Consider the following 13,091-nt stretch of genomic DNA (forward strand, 5'->3'; position numbering starts at 1 on the left):
GGTGCCGACCATGAGGGCGGTGGGGGTGGCGAGGCCCAGGGCGCAGGGGCAGGCGATGATCAGGACGGCCACGGCCGCGGTGAACGCGGCGGTCAGCCCGGCGCCGTTGACGAGCCAGAAGGCGAGCGTGCCGAGTGCGAGCACCATGACCACCGGGACGAAGACGGCGGAGATCCTGTCGGCGAGGCGCTGGGCGGCGGCCTTGCCGTTCTGCGCGTCCTCGACGAGCTTCGCCATCCGGGCGAGCTGGGTGTCGGCACCGATCCGGGTCGCCTCGACGACCAACCGGCCGCCCGCGTTGAGCGTGGCACCCGTCACCGAGTCGCCGACACCGACCTCCACCGGGACGGACTCGCCGGTCAGCATCGACGCGTCCACGGCGGACGTGCCCTCCACGACCGTTCCGTCGGTGGCGATCTTCTCGCCGGGCCGGACCAGGAACCGGTCCCCGACCCGCAGCTCGGCCGTCGGGACGGTCTCCTCACGGCCACCGCGGATAACGGTGACCTCCTTGGCGCCGAGTTCGAGAAGCGCCTTGAGGGCCGCGCCCGCCTTCCGCTTGGAGCGGGCCTCGAAAAAGCGTCCGGCCAGGATGAAGGCGGTGACCCCGGCGGCGGCCTCCAGGTAGATGTTCCCGGCGCCGTCGCTGCGGCCGATGGTCAGCTCGAAGGGGTGTGTCATGCCGGTCATCCCGGCGGTCCCGAAGAACAGTGCCCACACCGACCACAGGAACGCTGCCGAGGTGCCGACCGAGATCAGCGTGTCCATCGTCGCCGCCCCGTGCCGGGCGTTGGTCCAGGCGGCCCGGTGGAACGGCCAGGCGGCATACGTGACGACGGGGGCCGTCAGGGTCAGGGCGAGCCACTGCCAGTAGTCGAACTGGAGCGCCGGGATCATCGACAGGGCGATCACCGGCACCGCGAGCACGACGGCCGTGGTCAGGCGCTGCCGCAGGGTGCGCAGCTCGTCCGGCTCCGGGGCGTCCTCGTCCCCGACCGCCGCCCCGCGCTCGGCGGGGACGGGAGGAGCGGGCTCCTGCGCGGTGTAGCCGGTCTTCTCGACCGTGGCGATCAGGTCCTGCACCGAGACGTCCTCGCCCCGGTAGCTGACCTTGGCCTTCTCGGTGGCGTAGTTGACGGTCGCCTCGACCCCGTCCATCCGGTTGAGCTTCTTCTCGATGCGGGCCGCGCAGGAGGCGCAGGTCATGCCGCCGATCGCGAGCTCGACCTCTGCGGTGGTGCCGGCGGCCGTGCCGGAACCCGTTCCGGTGGTGGCGGTGTGCGCGGACACGATGTCCTCCCTGACGAGACCTTCATACCCCTGGGGGGTATCCCTTGTGGGTTCAGGTATACCCCCCACCCCTATAAAACGCAAGGGCGGAATGGCCGAGTGAGTCCGGAGTGTGCGAGTCCGGGCGGTGGGATGCGTTCGACCTCACGCATCTTCGCTCCGCATTCCGGCTGCGTACGCGGTTGCTCGCCCCGTAGGCTGGTCATTGGACTAGACCTATTGGCCGCTTCCTGGAGGATTGGGATCCGATGAGCAACCGTGCAGTCCTGGAGGTGATCGCTCTCGACGCGGAGGACGCGGTCGCCGCCCAGACGGGTGGTGCGGACCGGCTTGAGCTGGTCACCGACATGGCGGCGGACGGCCTGACCCCGTCCTGCGCGACTTTCGCGGAGATCCGGGCAGCGGTGGACATCCCGCTGCGGGTGATGATCAGACTGGCGGACGGTTTCGCCGCCGGTGACATCGACGTCCTCGTGGCCAGGGCACATGAACTGCGGGCGGCGGGCGCCGAGGAGTTCGTCCTCGGCTTCCTCGACCCCGAGGGCTGCCCGGACCTGGTGGCCGTCGAACGGCTCGTCGCCGAACTGGACGGCTGCCACTGGACCTTCCACCGGGCGATCGACCGGGCCGCCGACCGGGACGCCCTGCGCAAGCAGCTCGCGGACCTGCCCGGCCTGGACACCTACCTCACGGCGGGCTCCCCGAAGGGCGTCGACGACGGCATCCCGACCCTGGTCGCCGAGGCGGCGCGCAAGGGCGAACCCGGGTACGAACCGCGGATCCTGGTGGGCGGCGGCCTCCGCCTGGAGCACCTGCCGGACCTGCTCGCCGCCGGCATCGACGCGGTGCACATCGGTGGCGCGGCCCGCCCGCACGGCTGGTCGGGCCCGGTGGACGCGGCGGCGGTACAGGAGTGGCGGACCGTGCTGGACGCCTGACCGGCTCCGCCACGCGAACGTTCCCCCTTCATGCCGCGCAGGGGCGGCGGGCGAGGCCAGTACCCGCCGCGCCGCCCCGGCGGAGTTCCCGCAGCCGGCCTGAGGCCGGCCCGCCTCCGGTGCTCGCCGCGCCGCCCCGGCGGAATCCCCGGACGAGTACGCCCCGCCGCCGCCGGGCCGCCCCCAATCCCAGCGCGTCCGGCATCCGGCCGGGCCGCCCCCTGCTCCGGCGCGTCCGCATCCGGCCGGGCCGCCCCTACTGCCTCAGCGCATCCGGCATCTGCGCCGCGTGCACCACCGTCAGCCCCGACACCGCACGCGTCAGCGCCACGTACAGCCGCCGGAGCCCCGTGCGCTCGTCCGGTTCGCCGTCCACCACCGCGGCCGGCTCGTCAAGCACCACGTAGTCGTACTCCAGGCCCTTCGCCAGCGACGCCGGAACCAGGGTCAGCCGGGACTCGGCCGTCGTCTCCTCGCCCGGGGAGAGGCACGTGTGGCCCGCGGCCGTCAGCGCCTCCGCCAGCGACGGCACCCGCGCGTCGGCCGCGATCAGCCCGATCGACCCCTCCCGGGCCAAGGACTCCTCGCACGCCGCCAGCACCGCCGCGTCCAGCTCCTCCGGACCGGCCACCCGCCGCACCTCCAGCGAACCCGGCGACTCGCGCACCGACTCCACCGCCGCGAGCCCCGGCGAGATCGACGGCAACAGCCTGGACGCGTACGCGATCACCTCGCGCGGCACACGGAAGCCCGCCGTCAACTCCTCCACCACCGCGTCCGACTTGCCGAGATGGTGCAGCGCCTGTGCCCAGCTCTCCGTCGACCACGGCGTCGTGCCCTGTGCCAGGTCCCCCAGCACCGTCGCCGAACCCGTCGTGCAGCGGCGGCCCACCGCCCGGTACTGCATCGGCGACAGGTCCTGCGCCTCGTCCAGCACCACATGGCCGAGCGAGTGCGTCCGCGCCACCAGGTCGTTCGCCTCGTCGATCAGCACCGCGTCCGCCACCGACCACTTCGCCGACTTCACGCTCCGGACGGGCTTCGCCCACAGGATCGCCTTCTGCTCGTCCTCGGTGAGCAGCCCGTCCGCGTGCGCGGCCAGGAACTCCGCGTCCGACAGCAACCGCAGTACGAGCTTCGCCGGATCGACGGCCGGCCAGACCGCCTTCACGGCCGCCTTCACCGCCGGATTGCGGGCCACCGCGTTCTGCACCCGGTCGTCGGGCGCCTCCCCGGCCTCCTCCATCCGGACCAGGACGGCGTGCGCGATGCGCTGCGGGAGCGCCTCGTGGGCGGCCCCGTACCGCATGTCACGGGCCAGCAGCTCGCCGACCATCTCCTCCAGCTCGTACGCGGGCACCCGCCAGCGGCGCGAACCCCGCACCACCACGACGGGCTCCGTCGGCATCGTCACGTGCGACCGGATCGCCCGCCGCAGCACCTCGGCCATCCTGGCGTCACCCTTGACGACGGCGGCCTCCGCCGCGTCCGTGCCGCGCACCTCGACACCCGCCGTCACCAGGTCGTCGACGGTCGCCTGCTTCACCTCCAGCTCGCCGAGGGCCGGAAGCACCTGCTCGATGTAGTGCAGGAAGGACCGGTTGGGCCCGATGACCAGTGTCCCGGTACGGGCGAGCCGCTCGCGGTGCGCGTACAGCAGATACGCGACCCGGTGCAGGCCGACGGCCGTCTTCCCGGTACCCGGCCCTCCCTGCACGCACACCGTTCCGCCGAGCCCGCTGCGGACGATCTCGTCCTGTTCGGGCTGGATCGTCGCGACGATGTCCCGCATCGGGCCCACGCGAGGGCGCTCGATCTCCGCCTGGAGCAGCCTGCTGGTCCGCTCGGCCTCCGCAGGGTCGGTGAGGTCCTCGTCCTCGTACGCGGTGAGTTCACCGCCGGTGTAGCCGAAGCGGCGGCGCCTGCCGACGTCCTGCGGGTCCTTCTTCGAGGCCCGGTAGAACGGCTGCGAGACGGGCGCACGCCAGTCGATGACCATCGGGTCCCCGTCGCCATCGTGGACATGCCGGCGCCCGATGTAGAACTCCTCCCCCTCCGCGCCCTCGGCCCGGTCGGCACCGACGACGTGCAGGTAGTCAAGGCGTCCGAAGAAGAGCGGCGTATGGGCGAGGTCCGCGAGGGACTTGATGCGTTCGTCGATCTGCGACTGCAGAACCGCCGCGTTGACCCAGTTCGCGGTGACATCGCGGATGTCGAGCGCCTGGACGTCCTCCCGCATGGCGCGCAACGCCGAGCGGGACGCGGCGAGGTGGGCGCGCTCGTGGGCCAGTGGGTCGGTGGTGGGGTCGCTTTCGTGTGCGTGCGCGGGCACGGTCTTGCCTCCGGCTTTTCAACGCAGGACGACGGACCGCACCCCGCCCCCGTCACGGCTCGGGGCGATGCGGTCCGCTCGGGGATCGATCACGGGTACGCACGCGGGCGGCGCGTACGGATGTCGGCCGGTTTCCGTCCGGTCGGCGGCGCTCCCCCGGCTGCCGGCGACGGCCGGTACCACGGTGCGGGAGGCGGGCAGACCGGCGAGTGTATCGACCGTCCCGGTCGGGGTCCAACGAATAACGGGCGGTGCGAGGCGTACGGCCCGCCCGGGGGCGGGCCCGGACCCGGGACCTCGTCCCCCGGCTCCCGTCCCCCGGCTCCCGACCCTCGTCCCCGCCTCCGTCCCCGAGACGTCGTTCCCCGTCCCGTAGGGGTCGGGTCCGTCGCGAAGAGGACAGCGTGAGACCCGAGAGGTACGAACGCGTCGTCCCGGTTCCGCCCGCGGGCCGATGCCTCCGCGGGGCGGGCGCAGCACCATGGAACACATGAGCACCGTCACCCTGAACCCCCGCAGGACCGGCCCCGCGCACGGCGCGACCGCGGCCACCGGTCACCCCCACGGCCACCGTTTCGGCGACAGCCTGCGCGCCGTCAAGGTCTTCGTCCGCGCCGCGTTCGGCGTGGTCGTCATGGGCGAGTACGCCGAGGAGGCAGGCGTCCGCACCCGCAGCCGTTAGCCCGCAGCCGTTGGCCCGCAGCCGTTGGCCTGCCGCCCCGCCCCCGGGGCGCCCGTGCCCGCACCCGCGTCCACCGAGCACGGACCTCCGGAGCGCCGAACGCGAACGCCGTACGAGGATCAGCCGCCGTTCAGCAGCTCGTCCGCGTCCATGATCCGGTACGCGTACCCCTGCTCCGCCAGGAACCGCTGGCGGTGCGCCGCGAAGTCCTGGTCGATCGTGTCGCGGGCCACCACCGAGTAGAACCGGGCCTCGTGCCCGTCCGCCTTCGGCCGCAGCACCCGGCCGAGCCGCTGTGCCTCCTCCTGCCGCGAACCGAACGTCCCCGACACCTGGATGGCGACGGTCGCCTCCGGCAGGTCGATCGAGAAGTTCGCGACCTTCGACACCACCAGAACGCTCAGCTCGCCCTCGCGGAACGCGTCGAACAGCTTCTCGCGCTGGGCATTGCTGGTCTCGCCCTTGATCACCGGGGCGTCCAGATGCTCGCCCAGCTCGTCGAGCTGGTCGATGTACTGCCCGATGACCAGGGTCTGCTCGCCCTTGTGCTTGCGCACCAGCGCCTCGGTCACCTTCCGCTTCGTCGCGGTCGTGGCGCAGAACCGGTACTTCTCCTCGGTCTCCGCTGTCGCGTACGCGAGGCGCTCGGAGTCCGTCAGATCGACCCGCACCTCGACGCAGTCCGCGGGCGCGATGTAGCCCTGCGCCTCGATCTCCTTCCACGGGGCGTCGAACCGCTTCGGCCCGATCAGCGAGAAGACGTCCGACTCGCGGCCGTCCTCGCGCACCAGCGTCGCGGTGAGCCCGAGCCGCCGCCGTGCCTGGAGGTCGGCGGTGAACTTGAAGACCGGTGCGGGCAGCAGGTGCACCTCGTCGTAGATCACCAGCCCCCAGTCACGGGAGTCGAACAGCTCCAGGTGCGGGTAGACGCCCTTGCGGCGGGTCGTCAGCACCTGGTACGTGGCGATGGTGACCGGCCGGATCTCCTTGCGGGTGCCGCTGTACTCGCCGATCTCGTCCTCGGTCAGCGAGGTCCGCTTCACCAGTTCGTGCTTCCACTGCCGGGCCGAGACGGTGTTCGTCACCAGGATCAGTGTGGTCGCCTTCGCCCGGGCCATCGCACCGGCCCCGACCAGCGTCTTTCCCGCACCGCAGGGCAGTACCACGACGCCCGAGCCGCCGTGCCAGAACCCCTCGACGGCCTGCTGCTGGTACGGCCGCAGTGCCCAGCCGTCCTCGGCGAGCTCGATGGGGTGCGCCTCCCCGTCGACGTAACCGGCGAGGTCCTCGGCGGGCCAGCCGAGCTTCAGCAACGTCTGCTTGATCTGCCCGCGCTCCGACGGGTGCACGGCCACCGTGTCCGGGTCGATCCGGGCCCCGACCAGCGGCTGTACCTTCTTCGACCGGAGCACCTCCTCCAGCACCGGACGGTCGGTGGAGGTCAGCACCAGGCCGTGCACCGGGTGCTTGGAGAGCGTGAGGCGGCCGTACCGGGCCATCGTCTCGGCGATGTCGACGAGCAGCGCGTGCGGAACGGGGTAGCGCGAGTACTGCACGAGCGCGTCGACGACCTGTTCGGCGTCGTGCCCCGCGGCCCGCGCGTTCCACAGCCCGAGGGGCGTCAGCCGGTAGGTGTGGATGTGCTCGGGCGCACGCTCCAGCTCGGCGAACGGCGCGATGGCGCGACGGCAGGCGTCGGCCAGGTCGTGGTCGACTTCGAGGAGGAGCGTCTTGTCGCTCTGGACGATGAGGGGTCCGGTCACGCGCGTCGGCCCTTTCTGCTGCGGGGGCGGCCCTGAACGGCCGGGACTGGCCAATCGTCCAGTGTGCCGTATGCGGGCGGCACATCGCCGGGTGCGGGGGAGCGGGGGCGGCCGGGTGCCGAGAGTGCGAGCGCCGTTCCCACCGGAGATCCGGATGCGTGAGAAGCCAATGTGTTGTCGTTTGAACAGCGCTATCGTCGGAATCTGACGAGAATGCTTGTCTGGTGACATCGTTCATTGCTTGGAGGAGCTGCTGTGCTGCTTCGGTTCCAGGTCACGAATCACGCTTCGCTCCAGGAGGAGCAGGAGCTGTCCCTCGTCGCCACGGACCGGCACCCGGAGCGGGCCGAGGCGGTAATCGCGGGCGGCGAGTTTCGCGCGGTGCCCGTCGCGGCCGTGTACGGGACCAACGCGTCCGGGAAGTCGAACGTCATCGACTCACTCGGCTGGATGCGGTCGGCGGTGCTGTCGTCGTTCCGCCGCTGGGATCCCGACGGCGGAATTCCGCGTCGGCCCTTCGCACTCAGACGCGATGCCTCTTCCTGCCCCAGCACGTTCGCTGTCGACTTCGTCGTCGCCGGGGTGCGTCATCAGTTCGGTTTCTCGGTCGACGACAAACGGGTGGCCGAGGAGTGGCTCTACTACTACCCCGAGGGCCGGCAGCGTCGTCTCTACGAGCGCGGGGCCGACGACAAGCCCGTCTTCGGGCGCTGGCTCACCGGACGGCGCAAGGTGATCGCCGAGTTGCTGAGGCCGAACAGCCTCTACCTGTCGGTCGCGGCAGCACAGGGGCACGATCAGCTCGGGGAAGTGTTCCGCTGGTTCGGGCACGGTCTGCGCATGGCGACGGACCACGATTTTCCGCAGCGGCTGGACCATACGGTGCAGCTCTGCCTCGCCGACGACGCCGAGCGCACAGCGGCGTCCACGATGTCCCTGCTCCGTTTCGCGGATCTCGGCGTGTCCGGACTGGAGATCAAGGAGTACGACGAAGAGGCGCAGGAGGATCACAAGCGGATCACCCGGGCGCTCAGGGACGCGTTGGGGGAGAAGGTCCGGATCCAGCACGGCCACGGCAAGCGCGTACGCGTCGAGCACCGTACGGCGGACGGTGTCTTTCCGCTCGACCTCGCCCAGGAATCGAGTGGGACGCGTACGTGGATCGGTCTTGTCGGTCCGGTGATCACCACACTGTCGCAGGGGGGTGTCCTCTGCGTGGACGAGCTGGACGCACGTCTGCATCCGCACCTGGTCGACGCGCTGGTCGGGATGTTCCAGTCGCCCGAGACCAACAGGACCGGAGCACAACTGGTCTTCAGTACACACGAAGCGGCTCTGCTCGGCCGGAACGTCCGGACCGAACTCTTCAGGGACCAGGTGTGGTTCACGGAGAAGGACCCGGACACGCTCGCGACCCGGCTGTTCCCGATGACGGAGTTCTCGGTGCGCGAATCCGCCGACAACCTGGAGAAGCGATATCTGGGCGGACGCTACGGAGCGGTGCCGCACTTGGACGACGCACTGCTGCGGGACATCGCCGCAGCCGTCCGGCACGGGGGTGGGCGTGAAGCGGGGCAAGCCGCTGCAACGAACGAAGGGCGCGCGCCCGGCGCAGCGTAGATCCGGGGTACCGCACGTCGGCCCAGGCACAGAAGGCGCTGGAGAAGCTGGATTCCTGCGGATACTCCGTCAGCCGCAGGCACCTGACGTACGGGGGTTTGCGGGACGGTCACGACCGGGCCGAGGCGCGCGCCCGGACGTTGCGCCGGAAAGGAACGAAGGGGCACAGGGAGAACCCGTGGACGGACGTGGACCGTTTGGTGGGGCTGCTGAAGGCGGCACGGTACGGACGGACCTGAGGAACCCGGGGCTCGCGACGCGATGCCCCGGGTCCTGCCGCTTCGGCCCGAACGGTCACGGCGTGGCGTCGTCCGCGAGTTCGGCGACGCCGGTGATGCGGTGCAGGGGGTAGGTGCGGACGCCGTCGGCCGTGTGGTCGTACGCGGTGACGAAACCGCCCTCGACCTTCACCGGGGCGATGACGTGCTGGCTGGCCGCGCCGTCCGCGTTGACGTAGCCGATCCAGAGCACCGTGCCGGTCATCGCGGCGGCCTGGACAGTGGCGAGGGTCTCGGCGGCTGAGGTCCGGGGCAGGGCGCCGGGCGGGGCGGGGGAGTCGGCGGAGTCGCGGCCGGGGTCCTTGCGGGCGACCGTGGCGGCGGTGTCGCCGGCCCGGATCGCCCGAATCGCCGCGCCGAGCAGGGTGGTGTCGGGGACCGGGGGGCCCTCGGGCACCGGGGCGGGGGGTGTGCGGGGCGGGGTGCGGTGGGCGCCCGCGCGGGTGATCAGGACGTCGCCCTCGGCGGATTCGGCGGCGGGCGCGTACCCCATCTCGCGCAGCCCGTCGAGCAGGGACGCCGGGTCGACCTGGGCGGCCAGGACCGTCGGGGCGAGGCGGCGCAGGCGCAGGCCGGCCGCGCGCCGGTCGGCGAGGATCTCGTTCAGCACGGCCTCGTCGTCGCAGCGCACGTACGAGGAGGCGGCCCCGATCCGCAGATGGCCGTGGCGGCGGGCCACGTCGTCGATGAGGTAGCTCAGCGGCTGCGGGACCGGTGTGCGGCTGTGCGCGGCGAGGAACGCGTGCAGGTCGGCCGCCGACCGCCCGGCGTCCAGGGCGCGGCGCACGGACCCGGGGGTGAAGCGGTAGACCGTGGCCCCGCCCTTCGACTCGATGTCCGCGAGCACGGAGAGCATGTCGGCGAGGGGGCGTTCCAGCGGGCCGGGCGCGACGGCCGTCAGGTCGGCCTGGAGCAGGACGTGGTCCAGTGGTTCGGGGATCAGCGGCGCGAGCCGGGCGGCGGCCTCGGCGGGCCCGGATTCGAGCAGGGCGCGGGTGTGCGCGGCGAGGGCGCCCCGGCCGGTGATGCCGAGGAGTTCGGCCTCGCTCAGCGTCCACAGGGCGATCCGGGAGCGCAGATCCCCCGTGTCCCCGCCGGAGGTGTTCTGCCCCGACGGGGCGCCTCCCGGCGCGGGGGCGGAGGCACCGCGCAGCGGGCGTTCCCAGCGGAGCCGGGCGAGCAGGCTGTCCGGGGTGGGTACGGTGCCCGGTTCCAGGTCGGCGAGGAGGGCGAGGATCCGGTGGCGCACCTCGGGCGCGCCGGAGCGGTCGAGGCCGGGGCCGAGGACGGACATCACCCGGCCCTTGGCGTCCTGGCCACCGGCCAGGCCCGGGGTGCGGGTGCCGGCGAGCCAGACGGTGGCGAGGGCCGCCCAGCGCTCCTCGGTCGGGAGTTCGGCCCACTCGTCGTACGCGGGCGTCGGCGCGTACCGTTCGTCGGCGGCGCCGTCGGAGGCCACCAGCCCGGCCGCGTGGGCGAGTTCGGTCCAGAACGCGGCGACCGGCTCGGGAACGTCGAGGGCGGCGGCGGTCCGCTTCAGGTCGCGGACGCCGATCCCGCCCGCCCGCAGTGTCGGGGGGCCGCCGCCGTTCCAGCCCTTCAGCAGTTCCTCGACGGTCGCCACGGCGAGGAACGCCTGGCCGGCCGCGGCGCCGTCCACAGCCTGTGGATCGCGTTTCGCGAGCACGTCGAGGACGGGCGGCAGCGGTTCCGGGACGCGGTGGGCGCGCCCGGCCCGCAGATGCAGGGCGGCCTCGCGGGGCAGCACCACGGTGCGGGCCGACACCGGGAGCAGCAGCCCCCGGTCGCGCAGCCACCGCACCGGCGGGGTGGGGTTCGGGGTCACCTCCCCGTACGGCGGCCCCCACACCAGCCGGTCCAGTACGGACAGGGCCTCGGCGGGTGCGGAGTCCAGCAGCGCGCCCATCGCGGCCCGGTCGGTGAAGAGCCCGGCCAGGGACGCCACGGCGGAGACCGGGTCATGGGTGGCGGGCAGCCCGGCGGCGGCCAGGATCTCCTGGAGGCGGCCCGGCGACATTCCGGCGGTCGCCTCGGCGACGGTCGGGCCCAGGCCGGTGGGGGAGGGATGCTGCGGGGACGGGGCGAGCAGTTCGCGGGCGGTGCGCACCAGCCGCAGCCGGTCGTCCTCGCCCCAGACGAGGGCCTGTTCGCGCAGTGTGCCCAGGGCCGCGGGCAGCGTGTCCGTGATCGCGCCGTCCGTGTCGCCGCGGTGCGTGCCGTCGTCGTGGCCGTCGCCGGTGAGCAGGCCGAGCAGCGTCTCGTACGGGGCGGGGTCGGGGGCCACGGCGAGCGCCTCGGCGGTCTGCAGGGCGAACCGGTCGAGGTGTTCCAGTGCCCGTATGACGGAGGCGCGGGTGCCCGCCCTGGTGGCGAGCTGGGTGATGTCGTTGGGCACGGGGGTGAGGAGATCGGGGCGGGCGCGCAGCAGCGCCGCCAGCGACTCGTCGTCCCGGGCGCGGAGGGCTTCGGCGAGCGTCCGCGGTGGTGTGGTCATCCCCATCCGACCCACCGTAGTCGTTGTCCTTCCCGAGGCAGCCGCTTCGGACGGGTCTTCTCGCGGAGCGGACTGTCCCGGGGAAGGGGGGCCGTGGGGGCGATCTCGTGCCAGGAACGGGGTTTCGCGGGGCGGTGCCGTGCCCGGGACGGGATTTCGCGCGGCGACGATGTCGTGCCCGGGACGGTGTTTCGTGGGGTGGTGCCGTCCCCGGCCGGCCGTCACCCGGTGGTCGCCCGCGGCGCGTCCCGAGGGACGGTCGCTCCGGACGGGCCCGGACGCTACCTTCGGTGCAGGGCGGTAGAGGGGAACCATCGCGTGGGGATCGAGAGCGACCAGCTCGTCTACGACTATCTGAGCCGGGTCGGGGACCTGGCCCAGCGGCAACAGCTTTCCTCGGCCGAGCGGATGAGACTCGTGTCGACGCTCCGGGGCGAGATCGACCGGCAGCGGCAGCAGCAGTCGGCCCACACCCCGGCGGCGGTCCGTCGCATCATCGGGAAGCTCGGGACGCCGGACGAACAGGTCGCCGCCGTCGCCGCGTCGGTGACGGGGGCCGGGGAGGGCGCCGGACCGGTGGAGCCGCCGCCGCGGCGGCAGGAGCGCGCCGCCCCGGGGAGGCGTGACGTGCCCGGTTCGCGCGAGGCGCGCAAGGGCTTGTTGCGGAAGTCCGGTTCCGGCACGGGCGCGTCGGGAGCGGGCGCGGGGGAGGGCACGCGGGCAGGGGGACCGGGAGGTCCCGAACGGCCGGAAGATCCCGAACGGTCCGGTGGTTCCGAACGGTCGGGCGGTTCCGAAAGGCCTGGCGGCCGGTCCGGCGGTCCCGGGCTCCCGGATGGTCCTGAGCGTCCCGGAGGGGCTGAGTCCGCGGTGGACGCGGGGGATCCGCCGTGGCCGGAACCGTTCGCCGGGAGGGGCGCCCTGCCGCCTCACATGGCCGGTTCCGACGAACTGGGACCGTCCGGTGACGACCCCGACTGGTGGCAGGTCGAGCCGGAACCGTTCGGAGTCGGCGTCGACGTGCCCGGGTTCACCGGCGGCGTCGAGATTCCGGACATGATGCGTCAGCCGTCGGCCGGGGACACCGTTCCTCGGCCGCGTACGGCCGAGGACGGACGGCCGGACACCGACGGGGACGAGGCCCCCGTCGAGGAGGCCGGACCCGACGGGGCCGCGCGGCGGCGTCGACGGTTCCCGGGACTGCGCCGCCGGACCCCGGGCGAGGAGACGAAGGCAGGGGGGAAGAAGGCCGGAGGGGAGGGAGCGGCACGGCGCGGGTTCTCCCACCCGCTGTTGCTGCTCGCCGCGGCGTTGCTGGTCGCCGGGGTGGCGCTGGGGTCCTGGCCGGCGCTGGCGGTCGGCTGGCTGCTCGCGTACGGCTCGCGCACCTTGTCCCGCCGGGAGGCGAAGTGGGCGGCGATGGGGCTGCCAGGTGTGGTCGGGGCGGGCGCCCTCGTCTGGCTCTGGGGCAGGACCGCCGGCCGGTGGGGCGAACCGATCGGCGACGGGCAGATGGGGGAGGCGCTCGGCCAGATGTGGCCGTGGGTGGTGCGGGGAGCGGCCCTCGCCTCCGCGCTCTACCTGGTGTGGCGGGCGCGGAGGCCGCGGTGAAGCCGTACCGCGTGGGCCGTTTCGACGGGCACGGAGGCCACGGCGGGCGGGCGGCAGCCGTC

General features: G+C 73.0%; 8 protein-coding genes. 4 read left to right on the plus strand and 4 right to left on the minus strand.

The genetic code is table 11. The features are described from left to right. The coding region (locus tag ACF1CT_RS27280; protein WP_391786610.1) for a heavy metal translocating P-type ATPase at positions 1-1,290 on the minus strand (1,290 nt) is incomplete at its 3' end. 248 nt (positions 1,291-1,538) lie between these two features. On the opposite strand from ACF1CT_RS27280, the gene ACF1CT_RS27285 reads away from it, so the two are divergent. Next, complete coding sequence (locus tag ACF1CT_RS27285) at positions 1,539-2,228, plus strand: copper homeostasis protein CutC (RefSeq protein WP_391786611.1); 690 nt, start codon at positions 1,539-1,541, stop codon at positions 2,226-2,228. 256 nt (positions 2,229-2,484) lie between these two features. On the opposite strand, the gene ACF1CT_RS27290 is transcribed toward ACF1CT_RS27285, so the two are convergent. After that, positions 2,485-4,560 (minus strand): HelD family protein, encoded by a 2,076-nt coding sequence (locus ACF1CT_RS27290; protein ID WP_391786612.1) that lies wholly within the window; start codon positions 4,558-4,560, stop codon positions 2,485-2,487. Between the two features lie 490 nt (positions 4,561-5,050). Between ACF1CT_RS27290 and ACF1CT_RS27295 the strand changes: the two genes are divergently transcribed. Then, positions 5,051-5,242, plus strand: a complete 192-nt coding sequence (locus tag ACF1CT_RS27295) for a hypothetical protein (protein WP_391786613.1) — start codon at positions 5,051-5,053, stop codon at positions 5,240-5,242. 119 nt (positions 5,243-5,361) lie between these two features. Here ACF1CT_RS27295 and ACF1CT_RS27300 read toward each other — a convergent pair whose 3' ends face one another. Then, positions 5,362-7,005, minus strand: coding sequence for a DNA repair helicase XPB (locus tag ACF1CT_RS27300; protein WP_391786614.1), 1,644 nt, complete (start codon positions 7,003-7,005; stop codon positions 5,362-5,364). Between the two features lie 255 nt (positions 7,006-7,260). On the opposite strand from ACF1CT_RS27300, the gene ACF1CT_RS27305 reads away from it, so the two are divergent. Further along, positions 7,261-8,625, plus strand: coding sequence for an ATP/GTP-binding protein (locus ACF1CT_RS27305; protein WP_391786615.1), 1,365 nt, complete (start codon positions 7,261-7,263; stop codon positions 8,623-8,625). Positions 8,626-8,919: 294 nt separating this feature from the next. Here the strand turns inward: ACF1CT_RS27305 and ACF1CT_RS27310 are convergent, their stop codons facing one another. Continuing rightward, positions 8,920-11,424: a helicase C-terminal domain-containing protein gene (locus ACF1CT_RS27310; RefSeq protein WP_391786616.1), complete on the minus strand. Its 2,505-nt coding sequence runs from the start codon at positions 11,422-11,424 to the stop codon at positions 8,920-8,922. 312 nt (positions 11,425-11,736) lie between these two features. On the opposite strand from ACF1CT_RS27310, the gene ACF1CT_RS27315 reads away from it, so the two are divergent. Further along, positions 11,737-13,029, plus strand: coding sequence for a hypothetical protein (locus ACF1CT_RS27315; RefSeq protein WP_391786617.1), 1,293 nt, complete (start codon positions 11,737-11,739; stop codon positions 13,027-13,029). Positions 13,030-13,091 lie beyond the last annotated feature (62 nt).

The organism is Streptomyces sp. NPDC014734 (assembly GCF_043083325.1).
Taxonomy (GTDB): domain Bacteria; phylum Actinomycetota; class Actinomycetes; order Streptomycetales; family Streptomycetaceae; genus Streptomyces.